Origin of the sequence: Streptomyces lichenis, assembly GCF_023218175.1 — a bacterium.
Classification (GTDB): domain Bacteria; phylum Actinomycetota; class Actinomycetes; order Streptomycetales; family Streptomycetaceae; genus Streptomyces; species Streptomyces lichenis.
Genome location: NZ_JALPTH010000003.1, coordinates 284,436 through 302,095, shown reverse-complemented (window position 1 = coordinate 302,095; position 17,660 = coordinate 284,436). Strand labels below are relative to the sequence as shown.

The window sequence follows — 17,660 nt, the reverse complement described above, 5'->3', positions numbered from 1 at the left end:
GGACCAGATCTCTTTGGTGGGGCCGGTCTGTCCGGGACAAGCCCGGCCCGTACCCGCCGGCTTGCTTGGGAGAGGGTTGTCCACAGGGGTGGCCGAGGGTGGGCGGGCGCTGCCACCGTGGGGTGGTGCGACAGTGGTGGGACGAGATCGCCGGGCTGGTGCTGCCCGTCGACTGCGCGGGGTGCGGCCGACCCCGGACGCGGTGGTGCGAGGGCTGCGCGCAGGCGCTGTACGGGAGCGGGGCGCAGCGGGTACGGCCGGTGCCGGAGCCGGCGGGCCTGCCCCCGGTGTTCGCGGCCGCCCCGTATGCGAACGCCCCTCGTGCGGTGCTGCTGGGGCACAAGGAGCGGGGCGCCCTGCCCTCCGTGCGGCCGCTGGGCGCGGCCCTGGCGGAGGCGGTACGGGCGGCCGCCGCCGACTGCCCGACATCAGCCGCACGTCGGTCCCTGGCAGCCGCACGGGGTGGTGGTGGCGGGCCGCTGCTGCTGGTGCCGGTGCCGTCGGCACGGCGGGCGGTACGGGCGCGGGGTCATGACCCGGGGCGCCGGATCGCCGCCGCCGCGGCCGCCGAGCTGCGGCGCACCGGGACGCCCGCACGGGTGCTGCCGGTGCTGCGCCAGCGCGGACGGGTGGCCGACCAGGCGGCGCTGACGGCCAGGGAGCGGCTGGACAACATGGCCGGGGCGCTGGAGCTGGTGCCGGGCGGTGGGCGGCTGCTCGACGGGTGGCTGCGCGAGGGAGGGCGGCCGGTGCTGGTGGACGATCTGATGACCACCGGGGCCTCCCTGGCGGAGGCCTCCCGCGCCCTCGCCGCGGCGCTTCCCGCCGGTCGCCGGGGGCCTCCCGCGGCGGTGGTCTGCGCTCCGGCGATGTCGTTCGAATTAAACCGGAACGGACGGGGAACTTGCATCGTTGCAGGTGGTGAGAGCTGAAAAGCACCTGATCGTAGACAGGTGCGGACAGCGGGTGCCGATACCCGCTCCTGCGAGCTATGTTCGGTGTGAGGAATGGCGAAAGCCGCGCTTCACCGAATGCGCTGGGTGCTGCGCCGGGAGCGTTCCGGCGCAGGTCAGGGCATCGATGAATGGTGGGGTTGGAGGCTCGCCGACGGGGGAGGAGGAGGTCGAGTCGCCAAGTCCGGGACTCCGGCGCTCACCGGGGTCTGGGTGTAAAAGGAAATGCTCGCCGGCCGGTGGGCCGGCCAAGCTATCCGGGAACGGAGTTCTGCGTGGACATCGTCGTCAAGGGCCGCAAGACCGAGGTACCCGAGCGGTTCCGCAAGCACGTGGCCGAGAAGCTGAAGCTGGAGAAGATCCAGAAGCTCGACGGCAAGGTGATCAGCCTCGACGTCGAGGTGTCCAAGGAACACAACCCGCGGCAGGCCGACCGGTCCGACCGCGTGGAAATCACACTCCACTCCCGCGGCCCGGTGATCCGGGCGGAAGCATCGGCGGCCGACCCCTACGCCGCGCTGGACCTCGCCACCGGCAAGTTGGAGGCGCGGCTGCGCAAGCAGCACGACAAGCGCCACGACCGCCGGGGCACGGGTCGGCTGTCGGCCGCGGAGGTCGCCGACACCGTGCCGGGTGTGGCACAACTGAGCGCCGACGGCACCGTGATCGCCACCGAAGCCGAGGACGCCGTTCCGACGACCCGGATCGGCTCCCTGGAGGTGCAGGGGGAAGGGCCCCTGGTGGTCCGCGAGAAGACCCACACGGCCGCGCCGATGACACTCGACCAGGCTCTCTACGAGATGGAGCTGGTCGGGCACGACTTCTACCTGTTCGTCGACTCCGAGACGAAGCAGCCCAGTGTGGTCTACCGGCGGCACGCCTACGACTACGGCGTCATCCATCTGGAGAGCGACCCGCTGGCCGGTGCCGAACCCGGCGGCGCCGGCGGTGCGCTCGGCGGCTGAGTGACGGAGAGCGGCTGAGTGACGGAGAGCGGCTGACAGCCGCTGACGACAGTCTGTCCGCCCCCATACGGTGCCTCAATGTGCCCCTGGAGCGCCCCTCGTGCGCCCCAGGGGCACCACCGTGCCACCACGGGTTCACACCCGCCACCGCTGGTACACCGCGCCGCCCCCTGGACGTGGAATCATGTCCGCACGCGCCAACCATTGCCCCGATGAACGAGGTTGGCGGAAGGAAGCGCAAGCGTCAGGCGATGCCTGCAGGGGAGGAACGATGGCGGACAGCTTCGGCCCGGTGCACTACCGGGGAGGCTCCGGCGCCCCGATGAGCGGAACCGGCGCCGCGCGCGATGCCGACGGCCGTGACAGTCGTGATGCCGAGAGCCATGACCGTGATGCCGATGGACCGGGCGGTCGCGGGGAGGGTGTGCCGGCGCGGTCCGAACCGATCCGGGTCCTCGTCGTCGACGACCACGCCCTCTTCCGCCGAGGGCTGGAGATCGTCCTCGCCCACGAGGAGGACATCGAGGTGGTCGGCGAGGCGGGGGACGGCGCGGAGGCCGTCGACAAGGCCGCCGACCTGCTGCCCGACATCGTGCTGATGGATGTGCGGATGCCCCGGCGCGGCGGCATCGAGGCGTGCACCTCCATCAAGGAGGTCGCCCCCAGCGCGAAGATCATCATGCTGACGATCAGCGACGAGGAGGCGGACCTCTACGAGGCCATCAAGGCGGGTGCCACCGGGTACCTGCTCAAGGAGATCTCCACCGACGAGGTGGCCACCGCCATCCGCGCGGTGGCCGACGGCCAGTCGCAGATCAGCCCGTCGATGGCCTCCAAGCTGCTCACCGAGTTCAAGTCGATGATCCAGCGCACCGACGAGCGGCGGCTGGTCCCCGCGCCCCGGCTGACGGACCGGGAGCTGGAGGTGCTGAAGCTGGTCGCCACCGGGATGAACAACCGGGACATCGCCAAGGAGTTGTTCATCTCCGAGAACACCGTGAAGAACCATGTCCGCAACATCCTGGAGAAGCTGCAACTGCACTCCCGGATGGAGGCGGTGGTCTACGCGATGCGGGAGAAGATCCTGGAGATTCGGTAGGGCGGGGGTGGGGACGGGGGCGGTCGCTCGGTGGGGTGAAGGCCGGTGGCCGGTGACCCCTCGGGTCGTGCCCCGGCGGCGGTCAGAGGGCGGCCAGGGTCGCCGTGAGCGGGGCCGCCAACTCCGTACGGTCGACGCGCTCCACGCGTACCGCATCGCAGCCCACCCACTCCGCCGCCTCCCGCAGGGCCCGCGCCATCGGCTCCACCGCCTTGGCGGAGTCCAGCGACACCTGGCGGGCGATCAGGGTGCGCCCCTCCCGCGCCGGGTCGACCCGGCCCAGCAGCCGGCCGCCGGCCAGCAGCGGCATGGCGAAGTAGCCGTGTATGCGCTTCTGCCGGGGCACATAGGCCTCCAGCCGGTGCGTGAACCCGAAGATCCGCTCGGTGCGGGCGCGCTCCCAGATCAGTGAGTCGAACGGGGAGAGGAGCGTGGTGCGGTGCCGCCCGCGCGGTGCCGTCTCCAGCGCGGCCGGGTCCGCCCAGGCGGGCTTCTCCCAGCCCTCGACCCGCACCGGGACCAGTCCCGAGTCGGCGGCCACGGCGTCGAACTGCTCGCCCTTGAGCCGGTGGTAGTCCGCGATGTCGGCGCGGGTGCCCACCCCCAGGGCCTCCCCGGCCAGCCGCACCAGGCGCCGCAGGCACTCGGTGTCGTCCAGCTCGTCGTGGAGCAGCTCCGCCGGGACGGCCCGCTCGGCCAGGTCGTACACCCGCTTCCAGCCGCGCCGCTCGACGCACACCACCTCCCCGTACATCAGCGCGCGCTCCACGGCGACCTTGGACGCCGACCAGTCCCACCACTCGCCGCCGTTCTTCGCGCCGCCGAGCTCGGTGGCGGTGAGCGGCCCCTCGGCGCGCAACTGCTTGACCACCGTCTCGTAGGCACCCTCCGGCAGGTCGTGCGACCACTGCGGCCGCGCGCGGAAGGCCCGGCGGCGGAAGGCGAAGTGCGGCCACTCCTCGATGGGCAGGATGCAGGCCGCGTGCGACCAGTACTCGAAGGCGTGCGCCCCGGTCCAGTACGCGGCGTCGACCACCGGCCGGCCCACGGCGCCCAGGCGCGCGTACGGCACCAGCTCGTGCGAGCGGGCCAGCACCGAGATGGTGTCCAGCTGTACGGCCCCCAGGTGCCGCAGCACCCCGCGCACACCGGCCCGGCGGTCCGGGGCGCCCAGCAGGCCCTGGGCACGCAGCGCGATCCGACGGGCCTCGTCGGCGGAGAGTTCGGCGAGAGGGGGCGGCGCGGTCGTCATGAGGGGCACGATAGACCGCGCCACTGACACCCCGGCGCGCCACCTGCCGGGCGCCCGCCCGGACGGTTGCGTTCCGCCCGCTCCGGCGGTTCCGGTCAAGCGGCGGGGTCCGGCGAGGCGGGGAGGTACGGCACCGGGGTGGGCAGGCCGAGGTCGGAGGGCAGCAGCGAGGCCCGCCAGCAGTCGCGCAGGGTGCCGTTGCTGCTCAGGGCCGCGCGCTGGACACCCTCCAGGGTGAAGCCCGCGCGCCGGGCCGTACCCAGGGAGGCGGTGTTGCCCACCTCGGCCCGCCAGTCCAGCCGGTGGCAGCCCAGCTCGGTGAAGGCCCAGCGGGCCAGCGCGGAGACCGTCTCGGCCGTGTGGCCGGCGCCGCGGTGGCCGGCGCCCATCCAGTAGCCGACCTCCCAGTAGCCGGGGCGCGGATGGTGGACGGAGGCCGCGCCCATCGGCGTACCACCGCCGGGTCCGCGTACCGCGAAGGTGAACTCCGTCTCGTGGTGCCAGCCGTCCGGGGCCATCCGCAGCACGAAGGACTCGGCGTGCTCACGCCCGTACGGCACCGGGATCGTCGTCCAGCGCTGCACCGCCGCGTCCTGGCAGGCCTCGAAGACGGCGTCGACGTCCTCCGGTGTGAAGGCGTCCAGCAGCAGGCGCGGTGTGGTCAGCGTGACGGGTTCCATGACGGGATTCTGGTCGCCGTGGGGCGCCCGGGCGAGCGCTTTACGTCGGGGGGGGGGCGGCTGAGGGTGCCTGCGGCGGGGGGGTGGGGTCGGCGGGCTGTCCGTGCCGTCTCCGCGAGCCGGGCGAGCGGGCGAGTGCGGTGCCCATCGCACGGTGGGCGGTCCGGGCCGCGGTGGGTGCCCCGGGCCCCCGGGTGCCGTACCGCACCCCCGGCCCGCACCCCGCCGCCCCCCGGGGCCGTACCGCACCCCCGGCCCGCACCCCGCCGCCCCCCGGGGGCCGTACCGCACCCCCAGGCCCGCACCCCGCCGCCACCCCCCGGGGCCGTACCCCACCACCATCACCCCGCGACCGGTTTCGGGTCGGGCGGCACCTTCCGGGGCTTCCGTGCGTTCTCCTGGCAGGGCGGTGTGCCGAGGCGGCGGGCGGCTGTGGTACGCGGCTGGGTGCGCACCTCCCGGCGCGGCGGCGTCCTCGCTTACGATGGCCGATGCGGTGGGGCCCACCTGCCGTGCCCGTGCCAGCGTCCACGGCGGTCCAGGACCGGACCGTGTGGACCAGACCCAGTGCCAGGCCCGACCGGCAAGGAGACCAGCCTCAGTGTCCGTCTTCAACAAGCTCATGCGTGCAGGCGAAGGCAAGATCCTGCGCAAACTGCACCGCATCGCGGACCAGGTCAACTCCATCGAAGAGGACTTCGTCAGCCTCTCCGACGCCGAGTTGCGCGCCCTGACCGACGAGTACAAGCAGCGGTTCACCGACGGCGAGAGCCTGGACGACCTGCTGCCCGAGGCGTTCGCCACGGTCCGCGAGGCGGCCAAGCGGGTGCTCGGCCAGCGCCACTACGACGTCCAGATCATGGGCGGCGCCGCGCTGCACCTCGGCTATGTCGCCGAGATGAAGACCGGTGAGGGCAAGACCCTCGTCGGCACCCTGCCCGCGTACCTCAACGCGCTCTCCGGCAAGGGCGTGCACCTGATCACGGTCAACGACTACCTCGCCCAGCGCGACTCCGAGATGATGGGCCGGGTCCACAAGTTCCTGGGCCTGGAGGTCGGCTGCATCCTGGCGAACATGTCGCCGGCGCAGCGCCGCGAGCAGTACGCCTGCGACATCACCTACGGCACCAACAACGAGTTCGGCTTCGACTACCTCCGCGACAACATGGCGTGGTCGCAGGACGAGCTGGTCCAGCGCGGCCACAACTACGCCTGCGTGGACGAGGTCGACTCGATCCTGGTCGACGAGGCCCGTACGCCGCTGATCATCTCCGGCCCCGCCGACCAGGCCACCAAGTGGTACGGCGACTTCGCCAAGCTGGTCACCCGCCTCACCCGCGGCGAGCCCGGCAACCACCTCAAGGGCATCGAGGAGACCGGCGACTACGAGGTCGACGAGAAGAAGCGGACCGTGGCCATCCACGAGTCCGGCGTCGCCAAGGTCGAGGACTGGCTCGGCATCGACAACCTCTACGAGTCGGTCAACACCCCGCTCGTCGGCTATCTGAACAACGCCATCAAGGCGAAGGAACTGTTCAAGAAGGACAAGGACTACGTCGTCATCGACGGCGAGGTCATGATCGTCGACGAGCACACCGGCCGTATCCTCGCCGGCCGCCGCTACAACGAGGGCATGCACCAGGCGATCGAGGCGAAGGAGGGGGTGGACATCAAGGACGAGAACCAGACTCTCGCCACGATCACCCTGCAGAACTTCTTCCGCCTCTACGACAAGCTCTCCGGCATGACCGGTACGGCGATGACCGAGGCCGCCGAGTTCCACCAGATCTACAAGCTCGGCGTGGTCCCCATCCCGACCAACCGCCCCATGGTCCGCAAGGACCAGTCGGACCTGATCTACCGCACCGAGGTGGCCAAGTTCGCCGCGGTCGTGGACGACATCGCGGAGAAGCACGAGAAGGGCCAGCCGATCCTGGTCGGCACCACCTCGGTCGAGAAGTCCGAGTACCTCTCGCAGCAGCTCAGCAAGCGCGGTGTGGCGCACGAGGTGCTCAACGCCAAGCAGCACGACCGGGAGGCGACCATCGTCGCCCAGGCCGGCCGCCGCGGCGCCGTCACCGTCGCCACCAACATGGCCGGCCGCGGCACCGACATCAAGCTCGGCGGCAACCCGGACGACCTCGCCGAGGCGGAGCTGCGCCAGCGCGGCCTGGACCCGGTCGAGCACCAGGAGGAGTGGGTCGCCGCGCTGCCCACCGCCCTGGAGAAGGCCGAGCTGGCGGTCAAGGCCGAGTCGGACGAGGTCCGCGACCTCGGCGGGCTGTACGTGCTGGGCACCGAGCGCCATGAGTCGCGCCGTATCGACAACCAGCTGCGCGGCCGCTCCGGCCGCCAGGGCGACCCGGGCGAGTCCCGCTTCTACCTCTCCCTCGGCGACGACCTGATGCGGCTGTTCAAGGCCCAGATGGTCGAGCGCGTGATGGCCATGGCCAACGTCCCGGACGACGTGCCGATCGAGAACAAGATGGTCACCCGGGCCATCGCCTCCGCGCAGTCCCAGGTCGAGCAGCAGAACTTCGAGACCCGTAAGAACGTCCTGAAGTACGACGAGGTGCTCAACCGCCAGCGCGAGGTCATCTACGGCGAGCGCCGCCGCGTCCTGGAGGGCGAGGACCTGCACGAGCAGGTCCAGCACTTCATGAACGACACCATCGACGCGTACATCCAGGCCGAAACGGTCGAGGGCTTCGCCGAGGACTGGGACCTGGACCGGCTGTGGGGCGCCTTCCGGCAGCTCTACCCGGTGAAGGTGACCATCGAGGAGCTGGAGGACGCGGCCGGCGACCGGGCCGGGATCACCTCCGACTTCATCGCCGAGTCCATCAAGGACGACGTCCGCGAGCAGTACGAGGCCCGCGAGAAGCAGCTCGGCTCGGACATCATGCGCGAGCTGGAGCGGCGCGTGGTGCTCTCCGTGCTGGACCGCAAGTGGCGCGAGCACCTCTACGAGATGGACTACCTCCAGGAGGGCATCGGCCTGCGCGCCATGGCGCAGAAGGATCCGCTGGTCGAGTACCAGCGCGAAGGCTTCGACATGTTCACCGCGATGATGGAGGGCATCAAGGAGGAGTCCGTCGGCTACCTGTTCAACCTGGAGGTCCAGGTCGAGCAGCAGGTCGAGGAGGTCCCGGTGGAGGACGCCGCGGCCCGTCCCTCCCTCACCAAGGAGGACGCGGTGCCGGCGGGCGGCGGCGGGCGGGCCCAGATCCGCGCGAAGGGCTTGGAGGCCCCGCAGCGCCCGGACCGGCTGCACTTCTCCGCCCCCACGGTGGACGGCGAGGGCGGGGTCGTCGAGGGCGACTTCGACAACGACCCGACCGGCGCCACCGCGGGCTCGGACGGTCTGACGCGGGCGGAGCGCCGCAAGGCCGCGAAGGGTGGCGGGCGCCGCCGCAAGAAGTGACCCGGTCCGGCCGGCGGGAGGCACACTCCCGCCGGCCGGAGCGGTGTACGTACGGCCCGCGGGGCCGGGTGCGGGGCCGGGCGTCGGACGCCATGGCCCCCGGGCCCGGCCCCGCGGTCGTGACAGGTGCCGTGACAGGTGCCGGGGCGGGGAGTCCTGGCGGGTGTCGCGGCGGGGAGGCGGGTCAGTCGGTGAGGGTGCGGGCGAGCAGGGGGAGCAGCCGGTCCCAGTGGCGCCGCAGCCCTGCCGCGTCAAAGGCGTCGGTGTCGGCCATGGTGAAGCCGTGCACGGTGCCGGGGTAGACCTCGGTGGTGTAGCGGACCCCCGAGGCGTCCAGGGCCCGGTGGAACTCGCTGCGGACCTCGGGCGTCATGTCGTTCTCGGCGAGGCCGAGGTGCACCTCGGCGCGGACCCGCGGGGCGAGCCGGTGCGGGCTGTCGGGCGCGTCGGTGACCAGCGCGCCGGGATGGAATCCGGCGACGGCGGCCACCCGGTCGGGGTGTGCCGCCGCGGTGCGCATCGCCAGCACGGCGCCCATGCAGTAGCCGATCACCCCGACCGGCCCCGAGCCGACCTCAGGCCGACCGGTGAAGAAGCGCAGACAGGCGTCGGCGTCGCGCAGGGCCCGTTCGGTGGTGTGCGCCTCGTACAGCGGCGTCAGCCGGTCGAAGACCGCGGGCCGGATGTCCTCCCCGATGTGCGGGGGCAGGTCGATCACCGGTGCCGGGCCGTGCCGGTAGTAGACGTTCGGGACGAGTACGGCGTACCCGTGCCCGGCCAGTTCGCGGGCCATCTCCTCCAGCACCGGCCGCAGCCCGATGGCGTCCGGGTACAGCAGCACCCCCGGGCACCGCTCGCCGTGGTCGGGGAAGGCGGCGAAGGCGTCGGCGCGGCCGTCCGGGGTGGGGATGTGGAGCGTCTCGGCAGGGATGGCGGATCTTCCTCTCGGCCGGTGGGCGGTTCGGATCGTCGATTTACGATCACCGGTGGGGACCGCGTGGTCAAGCCGCCCCCGGCCGGCTTGGCGCCGGGGGTCTGCCGGCCGCGAGGGGACGAACGCCCCGTGGGGCCGGCGCAGGCTCGTGGCGCTGCGCCGGCCCCACGGGCGTCGGCACGGGCAGGTCCTGCCCGGCGGGTCTGTGGAGTTGTGGGGGTGTGGGGGTGTGGTGCGCGGCGGGCGGGTGGGCGGGGCGGCCCTCCCCAGGGGCGCCGTCGATCCACCCGCCCGCCGCCTTCGTACCGGACGCGGTGCGGCTGTCGGGACGGCCGTACCTCCTCTTCGCGGCGTCCCCCGCGCTCGCGGTACGGGCCCGGGTGCCGGGACCTGCACCCCCGGCACCCGAGGTACCCGCGCCGACTGGGTCCCGGCGGAGGGCCGCCACCCAGGAGCCGCCGGCGCGGGATGGTTCGGACCGGCTCGATCAGGACCCGATCAGGACCCGATCAGGACCCGATCAGGGGTCGAGCCGGGGTCGAGCAGGACTCGGTCGGGACTCGGTCAGGGCCGGGTCAGGCGCCGCCGGTGTTCTGGCTGATCCACTGGCGGTGGGCGGTGACGTCGGTGTAGATGGTGGCGTTGCCGGTGCCGCAGGTGCTCCCGTTCTGCCCGGCGCGGCTGGTGGCGCCGACCAGCTGCCAGCGGCCGGAGCCCCCGATCAGCGCGGGGCCGCCGGAGTCCCCGTAGCAGGCGGTGGCCTGCGGGGTCCCGTACACGCACAGCTCATTGGCGCCGTTGAAGCCCGCGGCGCACATCCGGTCCGGGTTGATCCGGGTGTCCAGCTGCTTCAGGTAGCGGGGCGGCTGCTGCGAACATCCCTGCTGGGGACAGGTCTGGCCCCAGCCGAGCAGCCGGGTCGAGGAGTTCTCGGACGGCGAGCCGGAGGCGATGGAGACCGGCTGGTTCTGCACCTGGGTGCGCAGCTGGAGCAGGGCGATGTCGTTGCCGCCGGAGACGTCCCCGGTGTAGCGGGGATGGCGGATGACGCGCTGGACGGCGGCGGAGGTGCCCTGGGTGTGGTCGTTCGAGCCGATGCGCAGCTGGATCTGCTGGGCCGGGGTGACCCCGCCCTGCCGGCTGGTGACGCAGTGGGCGGCGGTGACGACCCACTGCGGGGCGATCAGGGAGCCGCCGCAGCCGTGGCGGCCCTGCTGCTGGAGGGAGGCCATGAAGGAGTACGTCTCGGTGGCCTGGCTGCCGCCGACGATGGGGGCCGGGGCGGCCTGCGCCGCGGCGGGTGCGGACAACGCGGCGGCGGCGAGCATCAGGGTGCCCAGCACGCCGCGTATCAGGGAGCGGGGAGACACAGGAGTCCTCCGTGAGGGAGTGGGGGGAGGGCCGGACGCTCGGCGCCCGGCCCGTCGGGTGAACCCACTATGGAAATCCGGCGGCTTCCCCGGTAATCCCAACCCGTTCTAAGGTCCGCCTATGAGCCTGGAGTTGCGGCAGCTACGGGTGGTCAAGGCGATCGCCGACGAGGGCAGCCTGACGCTCGCGGCGCAACGGCTCGGCATGGCCCAGCCGTCGGTGTCCCAGGCGCTGGCCCAGGCCGAACGGGCCGCGGGGGGAGCGCTGTTCCGGCGCGGCTCGCGGGGGGCGCTGCCCACTCCGCTGGGCGAGGTGGTGGTCGGGCACGCGCGGTCGGTGCTGGACGCGGTGGAGCGGATGACCGCGGCGGTGGCCCGGCACCGGGAGGACGACTGGCCGGCGGCGGTACGGATCGGCTGCGCGCCGGGGCTCCTTGTGGCCCATCTGTCGGTGGCCGTGCCGCTGGTCGCGGGCAGCGATGTGCAGATCACCACCGCGGCCGGTACCGCCGGCCATCTGGCGGCGCTGGCCGCCGGGCGCACCGATGCCGCCCTGGTCACCCACTTCCCGCTGCCGGAGGAGGCCGCGGGCCCGGGGGACCTCGCGGAGGGGGAGCTGTGCGGGGCGGTCGTCGCCGTGGAGCCGCTGTTCGCGGGCGTCTGTGCCGGGCACCGCCTCGCCGCGCGGCCGGAGGCCGACCTGGCCGAACTGGCTGGTGAGCGCTGGTGTCTGCCGCCCGGGTCCGACGAGGACCTGGGCGCCCAGCTGGCGGAGGCCTGCCGGCGGGCCGGGCACCCGGTGGCGGTGCGCGGCACCGAGTACGCGGAGGCGCTGGAGCTCGTACGGGAGGGCCGCGCGGTCCTGCCGATGATGCCGGGCAGCCGGCCCGCCCCCGGGTTGGTGCTGCTGCCGCTGCGCGGTGAACCGCTCACCATGGCCACGGTGCTCTACTGGCGGCCGGGCGGGCCCCTGCCGGAGGAGTGGATACGGAGCCTGTGGGAGCACCTGGTGCGCGCCCAGCGGGAGATCATCGAGGCGGCGCCCGCGTACCGGGCCTGGCTGGCCGGCCATCCGGACTGGCGCACCACGCCCCCGGGCCCGGCCGCCGGCCACCGGCCGCGCGGCTGAGGAGACCGTTCAGTCGGCGGGTGGGGCCGAGCCCAGCCAGCCCGGGTTGCGCTCCCACCACCCCGGTACGCGTCCGCTGTGCGGGAGGGCCGCGCGGTAGGCGTCCAGCAGTGCCGTACGCAGCCGGGCGGCGAACTCCTCGTCGACCAGCCCGCCGTCCGGGCGCCACAGCAGTACGTGCCGGGTACGGACCGGGCTGCCCCGCAGCTCCCGGACCACCCCGGGGATCGTCAGCCCGCTGCCCAGCGCGTTCATGGCCGTGACCACGGGGCCGCCGCGGCGCATCAACTGCACCAGCAGCAGGGGCTCGACGGTGCGGGCCACCATGGTCGGGTGGCCGGCGAGACGGCACTGCTCCATCAGGTGCCGGTCGAACTCGTCGTCGCCGTTGACCGCCAGCAGCCAGGCCGTCCCGGCCAGTTCGGCCAGGTCGATCTCGGTCCGCCCGCTGAGCGGATGCCCGTCGGGCAGTCCGACGAAGAGGGGCTCCGTGCCCAGTTCGGCCATCCGCACCTCGGCGGGCGGCACGATCGGCCGGCCGGGGAAGTCGGTGTGCAGCACCAGGTCGACATCGCCGCGCACCAGGGCGGCGAGCGCCTCGGCCGAGCGGTCCAGCACGGTCAACTCGGCGATGTCGCCCGGGACGAGGCGGGTTGCCACCTCGTACAGCAGCAGGGCCAGCGGTGTCGTGCGCACCCCCAGCCGCAGCGGGCGCCCGCCCGCCGCCGCGCGATGCCCCTCGACCGCGCGGGCCAGCTCGTCCAGCCCGCGCAGCACCTCGCGCGCGTACGGCAGCAGGACCTCGCCCAGCGGCGTGGCCCGCGCGCCGAAGGGCCCCCGCTCGAAAACCGCCCCGCCCACCACGGCCTCGATCCGCCGCAGTTGCGCGCTGAGCGCCGGCTGGGACAGCCCCATCAGATGCGCCGCCTTGTTGAGGCTCCCGGCCGTCGCCACCGCCTCCAGGCACCGAAGATGCCGCGCCTCCAGGTCCATGCGGTGAGTATGGGGGTGCCACCTGGCCCTGACCAGGCACGTGCGGTGCGCTGCGCTGGGCGGGGTGGGGAGGGAGCGGGGGAGGAGGGGCGGGTGCGGGCGGTAGGGAGCTGGGGCCGCTTCGTCGGGCCCGCGGCGCCCCGCAGCCCCGTGGCTGCTCCTGGCGGCCCCTGAGCCGCCATGTGGGGGGTTGGTCCGCCGGTACGGCCTTCGGCGGGGTGCCGTTGCCGGGTGTGGGCGCCGCCGACGGGTGGACCGGGCATGGAGGCGACGCTGACCAGCCCGGTTCCGCTGCTCGCCGTCGGCAGGGCGAACGGGTGCGGTCGAGCTCGCCGTACGGCGCGGGGCGCGGGTCGGTGGAGGCCGTAGGCGCACCCGCCGTCGGTGGACCTGCGGTGACCGCACCGGCCGCGTGCCGGGACCGTTGGCTCCCGGCCCCGACGCGCCCTGCCGGCGACGGGACGCTGGTGGGATGCCGCCTCATCGACGGCCGCGTTTCGTGGCCCTGTACGGGCCTGTAGGGCCCTGTACCGGGCCGGTTGAGCCAATCGGGCCGGGGGCCCAGGAAGCCCGGCCCGGGTGCCAGGGGCAGACCAGCCCGGCCGTCTGACTCGGGCCCTGAGCTCCAGTGGTCGGCCCCCGGTCCCTGGCAGCCAGCCGTTCCGCCCTCGGCCACCAGGGAGCCGCCCGCCCCGGCTGTGGGAGCCAGGCCGGGTTGTGCATGCCGAACGCCGCGGGGGTCCGGGCGCGACTCGGGCCTGCGGGCGGTCGTGGGTGTCCCCACCGCCGATGGGTCTGCCGCACCCGCACGAACCGTGCGCCGGAACCCCGGCTCCCGCTGGCCGGTCCGGGCACTTGGCCGCGCCAGCTGGCCCGGCCTTCCGCCCTCGGCCCCAGGCCACCAGGGGGCCGCTCTCCCGCCCAGGAGCCGGATGGCCAGGCGGACCCGGCACCCCGGGCGTTCGGCTCCTGGTCCCCGGAGCGGGCCTCCCGACCCCGCCCCCGCACCCCGGGCTGGCGCCGGGGCCGGAGTGGCGCCGGGCTGGAGCCGGGAGACAGCAGCCGACCTGGCCGACCCGGCCCCGGGCGCCAGCGGTTGCTGCCCCCGGCTCCCGGGCACTCGATCCCTGGCCCCGGCGCCCCGAGCCTCGGCCCCCGGGCTGGAGCCGGAAGCCGACCTGGCCGACCAGGCCCCAGGCGCCAGCTGTTGCTGTCCGGGCCCCGGGCACTCGATCCCTGGCCCCGACCCCCGCGCCCCGCGCTTCGGCCCCCGGGCCGGAGCCGGAAGCCGGGCCGGTCGACCCGGCCCCGGGCACCAGCGGTTGCTGCCCCGGGCCCCGTGCGCTCGGTCCCTGGCCCCGGCGCCCTGCACCCCGCGCCTCGGCCCCCAGGCCGGAGCCGGAAGTCGGGCCGGGGTCCGGCCGCCGTCCCCGAGCCGGACGTGACCCCGGACGGGAGTCGGGAGTCGGGGGCCGTGGCCCCAGGCGTCGACTTCCCGGGCCCTAGGGCCAGCCGCTGGGCACCGGTGCTGACCCCGGCCCCGGGTCCAAGGGCCGGCCAACCCCCTCTCGGCGCCGAGAGCCGACCTCCGACTTCCGGACCCCGTGGCCGGAGCCGCAGCCGGAAGCCGGAGCCGGAGCCGCAGCCGGAAGCCGGAGCCGGAGCCGGAAGCCGGGCCGTCCGAACGCCGCCCCCCGAGCCGGACCTGACCCCGGACGGGGGCCGGGAGCCGGGAGCCGGGAGTCGGGGGCCAGGAGCCAGAGCACCAGGCGCTGCCCTCCCCGGCCCCGAGGGCGCGCCGCATGCCGTCGGGGGCGGCCCTCCACACGCCGCATCCCCCCCGGCCGCCGCACCCGGCCCTCCCCACGCCGCATCCGCCCGGCCGCCGCGCCCGCTCATCCCCGTGCCGTTCCCAGCTCGACGGCGGCGCAGCGCCAGCGGTGGTCGGGGCCGCGTTCTAGGCGGAAGGCCATGGCGCGTACCTGCTCGCCGGCCGCGATGCTGGCGAACGCCTCGACCACGTCGGTGCCCAGCCGGTGGCCGCCGCAGCGGCGGACGACGGGGCGGGTGCCGCGGCCGCGCAGCGGGGTGGTCGGGGCGAGCCGGATCAGCTGGTCGTACGCCTTGCCGACGGTCTGGCCCAGCATCCAGTGCACCGGGCGCTCGCCGCTGAGCACGGCGAGCAGGCGCTCGGCGAAGAGGTGGTGGGGAGGGAGCGGACGCGGGGGCGTCCGCACCAGGGAAGGGCCCCGGCTCGGGCCTGTCCCGGCGGCCGGGCGGGCGGTGCGGGGGCGGGCGGCGGCCGCCCTCCGGTCGCGGCGGCCCGCCGGTCCGTTGGTCGTCCTCGTCGCGATGGTGCTCATGCTGATCGGCCCCGTTCGCTGAGGCCCGGCATCTACCGGGCGGTAACTTTCGGTGAGCACCTTCTACGGGAGATGGCAACGTGGGGCAATGGGGCGATTACCTAGGGTGATGTACCTAGCCCATCACCGGTTGGGGTGAGCGGGAGGCCACGGGAGAGGGGGCCGAGCGGCGGGGCGGGGCGCCGGGTTGACGTCCGGTGATCACCACCACCCACTCCCACGAGGGACGCCGCACGTATCCTGAGGTCGACTGACGACGACGAAAGCGACCTTCCATGCGCGTGTACGTCCCCCTGACTCTCGCCGGTCTCGCACAGGCGCACACGGCGGGCGAGCTCGGCCCCGGCCCGCTGACGGCGTACGGGGTGACGCCCGGACTGCGCGAGTGGTACGTCTCCGACGACATCGAGGAGCTGGAGTACGCGGCGCTCAGCCGGGCCGCCGCCGCCTCGCTGCGGATGCTCGCCGCCGCCCCGGACCTCCCCCGGCGCCGGGTGGTGGTGGCCGTGGACGTGCCGGACGGGGACGCGGTGGCCGACCCGGACGGGCTGCTGGAGCACTCCTCGGTGGGCGAGGTGCGGCTGGCGGCCGCGGTGCCGCTGGCCAAGGCGGCCGCGGTGCACGTGGACGCGGACGACGCCGAGGCGGACGTCTCCGCCGCGGCGGACGCGCTGGGCGCGGCGGACCACGGGGACGACGACGCTCAGTTCGTGGTGGACGGGGCGGAGGACCACGAGCTGCTGTGGTTCGGGGTGCAGGAGATTCCGGGGCTGATCGCGGCCGGGTGAGGGCCGCCGCCTGAAGCGCGGGCCCGGGGCGTTGTCAGAGGCGGCCGGTACCGTTTTCGGCATGGTGAAGCGCACGGGGACGTCGGGGAAGCACAGCACCCATCTGGTGTGGGACTGGAACGGCACGCTGTTCGACGACATGGCCGCGGTGATGTCGGCGACCAACGCCGCCTTCGCGGAGATGGGCCTGCCGCCCCTCACCCTGGAGCGCTACCGCGAGCTGTACTGCGTACCGGTGACGGCGTTCTACGAGCGGCTGCTGGGGCGACTGCCGTCCGGTGAGGAGTGGGAGCTGATGGACGCCGCCTTCCACCGCCACTACTGGCCGGGCGCGGACGCCTGCGCGCTGACCGCGGGCGCGGCGGAGCTGCTGGCGGCCCGGCGGTCCTCCGGGCTCACCCAGTCGCTGCTCTCGCTCGCCCCGCACGAGCAGCTGATACCCGTGGTGCGGCGGCACGGCATCGAGGAGCACTTCCTGCGGGTGGACGGCCGGGTCGGCGCGGCGCTGGGCGGCAAGGCCGAGCACATGGTGCGCCACCTCGCCGCCCTGGAGGGCATGGCGCCGGAGCGGATCGTGGTCATCGGGGACGCCGCGGACGACGCGGTGGCGGCCGCCCATGTCGGCGCGCGGGCGGTGCTCTACACCGGCGGCTCGCACAGCCGCGCCAGCCTGGAGCGGGTCGGTGTGCCGGTGGTGGACACCCTGGAGGAGGCCGTGCGGGTGGCGGAGGAGATGGCCGCGTAAGCCCTACGGGGCCGGGGCGAGGAGGCAGCCGTCCGAGAGGACGGACGGCACCCTGGGGGCCTCCCCTTCCGGCCGCGGGAGACCTCCCCGCCCGGCCTCAGCACCCCCCGCCGCCTCACGCCGCCCCTCGCAGCACCGCCAGGAACTCCCGCATCCACACCGGGTGGTCCGGCCAGCCGCGGGCGGAGACCAGGGGGCCGTCCACCACGGTGGGGACGTCGCGGTAGGTGGCGCCCGCCGACTGCATGTCGGGTTCGAGGGCGGGGTACGACGTGACGCGGCGGCCGTCCAGGGCGCCGACGGCGGCGGTGAGCAGGGGGCCGTGGCAGATCTGGGCCACCGGTTTGTCGGCGTCGAAGAAGGACTTCACGATCTTGCGCAGCTCGGGGTCGTTGCGCAGGTACTCGGGGGCGCGGCCGCCGGGGATGACCACGGCGGCGTAGCGGCTGGGCTCCACCTCGCAGAAGGCCAGGTCCGCGGGCCAGGTGTAGCCGGGTTTCTCGGTGTAGGTGTCGTGGCCGGGCTCGGTGTCGTGCACCACGAAGCGCAGCCGCTTGCGGGTGGGCGCGGCGATGTGCACCTCGTACCCCTCCTCCAGGAGCCGCTGGTAGGGGTAGAGCACCTCCAGGGACTCCGCCGCGTCCCCGGTCACGATCAGGATCCGTTCGGTCATCGGTTGTCACCTCGGCGTGCAGGGTCTGTCCAGACTGGCGAAGTTTTCGGCTGGGATTTGTACGAATCCGGCGACTGACGAGTCGGGGGGCCGGGACGATAGCCTGGACCCGTGATCAGCGCGATACGCCTCGCGGGCAGCGGAGCCCGCGACCCGCGCCCGGAGTGCCACCGCACCCGGGCGAGCGCTGAAACGTCCCGCCGCACCGGTGCACCTCATGCAGTGCGTCGACCGCGTACACCGCGTCATTCGGCCAGGGCGGGGAAGATGGCCGAAAACGGCCGGGACATCT

14 protein-coding genes are annotated in these 17,660 nt (G+C 74.0%); 7 read left to right on the top strand and 7 right to left on the bottom strand.

Annotated features, from left to right (window positions below):
* Positions 1-125 precede the first annotated feature (125 nt).
* The 3 genes from M1O15_RS05010 (at position 126) to M1O15_RS05000 (ending at position 3,017) form a co-directional block, all read left to right on the top strand.
* Positions 126-932, top strand: a complete 807-nt coding sequence (locus M1O15_RS05010) for a ComF family protein (protein ID WP_248631973.1) — start codon at positions 126-128, stop codon at positions 930-932.
* Positions 933-1,228: 296 nt separating this feature from the next.
* Positions 1,229-1,918 (top strand): ribosome hibernation-promoting factor, HPF/YfiA family, encoded by a 690-nt coding sequence (gene hpf / locus M1O15_RS05005; RefSeq protein WP_248631972.1) that lies wholly within the window; start codon positions 1,229-1,231, stop codon positions 1,916-1,918.
* Between the two features lie 271 nt (positions 1,919-2,189).
* A complete protein-coding gene (locus tag M1O15_RS05000; RefSeq protein ID WP_248631971.1) occupies positions 2,190-3,017 on the top strand; it encodes a response regulator in 828 nt (275 codons plus the stop codon).
* An 82-nt stretch (positions 3,018-3,099) separates the two neighbouring features.
* Here M1O15_RS05000 and M1O15_RS04995 read toward each other — a convergent pair whose 3' ends face one another.
* Both M1O15_RS04995 and M1O15_RS04990 read right to left on the bottom strand, forming a co-directional pair.
* Positions 3,100-4,269 (bottom strand): winged helix-turn-helix domain-containing protein, encoded by a 1,170-nt coding sequence (locus M1O15_RS04995; RefSeq protein ID WP_248631970.1) that lies wholly within the window; start codon positions 4,267-4,269, stop codon positions 3,100-3,102.
* Between the two features lie 95 nt (positions 4,270-4,364).
* Positions 4,365-4,949 carry a GNAT family N-acetyltransferase gene (locus tag M1O15_RS04990; RefSeq protein WP_248631969.1) on the bottom strand — a complete coding sequence of 195 codons (585 nt, stop codon included), beginning with the start codon at positions 4,947-4,949 and terminating at the stop codon, positions 4,365-4,367.
* Between the two features lie 601 nt (positions 4,950-5,550).
* Here M1O15_RS04990 and secA point away from each other — a divergent pair.
* The gene (gene secA, locus M1O15_RS04985; RefSeq protein WP_248631968.1) at positions 5,551-8,373 is read left to right on the top strand and encodes a preprotein translocase subunit SecA; all 2,823 of its coding nucleotides are present in this window, start codon (positions 5,551-5,553) and stop codon (positions 8,371-8,373) included.
* A 184-nt stretch (positions 8,374-8,557) separates the two neighbouring features.
* Here the strand turns inward: secA and M1O15_RS04980 are convergent, their stop codons facing one another.
* Positions 8,558-9,304, bottom strand: a complete 747-nt coding sequence (locus M1O15_RS04980; protein WP_248632001.1) for a dienelactone hydrolase family protein — start codon at positions 9,302-9,304, stop codon at positions 8,558-8,560.
* A 578-nt stretch (positions 9,305-9,882) separates the two neighbouring features.
* A complete protein-coding gene (locus M1O15_RS04975) occupies positions 9,883-10,677 on the bottom strand; it encodes a S1 family peptidase (RefSeq protein WP_248631967.1) in 795 nt (264 codons plus the stop codon).
* Between the two features lie 121 nt (positions 10,678-10,798).
* On the opposite strand from M1O15_RS04975, the gene M1O15_RS04970 reads away from it, so the two are divergent.
* Positions 10,799-11,806 (top strand): LysR family transcriptional regulator, encoded by a 1,008-nt coding sequence (locus M1O15_RS04970; protein WP_248631966.1) that lies wholly within the window; start codon positions 10,799-10,801, stop codon positions 11,804-11,806.
* 9 nt (positions 11,807-11,815) lie between these two features.
* Here the strand turns inward: M1O15_RS04970 and M1O15_RS04965 are convergent, their stop codons facing one another.
* On the bottom strand, positions 11,816-12,799 hold the full coding sequence (locus tag M1O15_RS04965) for a LysR family transcriptional regulator (RefSeq protein ID WP_248631965.1): 984 nt from the start codon (positions 12,797-12,799) through the stop codon (positions 11,816-11,818).
* Between the two features lie 1,895 nt (positions 12,800-14,694).
* The gene (locus M1O15_RS04960; protein WP_248631964.1) at positions 14,695-15,162 is read right to left on the bottom strand and encodes an Rv3235 family protein; all 468 of its coding nucleotides are present in this window, start codon (positions 15,160-15,162) and stop codon (positions 14,695-14,697) included.
* Positions 15,163-15,437: 275 nt separating this feature from the next.
* On the opposite strand from M1O15_RS04960, the gene M1O15_RS04955 reads away from it, so the two are divergent.
* Complete coding sequence (locus M1O15_RS04955) at positions 15,438-15,950, top strand: DUF6912 family protein (protein WP_248631963.1); 513 nt, start codon at positions 15,438-15,440, stop codon at positions 15,948-15,950.
* A gap of 61 nt (positions 15,951-16,011) precedes the next feature.
* Positions 16,012-16,695, top strand: a complete 684-nt coding sequence (locus M1O15_RS04950) for an HAD family hydrolase (RefSeq protein ID WP_248631962.1) — start codon at positions 16,012-16,014, stop codon at positions 16,693-16,695.
* Positions 16,696-16,810: 115 nt separating this feature from the next.
* Here the strand turns inward: M1O15_RS04950 and M1O15_RS04945 are convergent, their stop codons facing one another.
* On the bottom strand, positions 16,811-17,368 hold the full coding sequence (locus M1O15_RS04945; protein WP_248631961.1) for a DJ-1/PfpI family protein: 558 nt from the start codon (positions 17,366-17,368) through the stop codon (positions 16,811-16,813).
* Between the last annotated feature and the right edge of the window lie 292 nt (positions 17,369-17,660).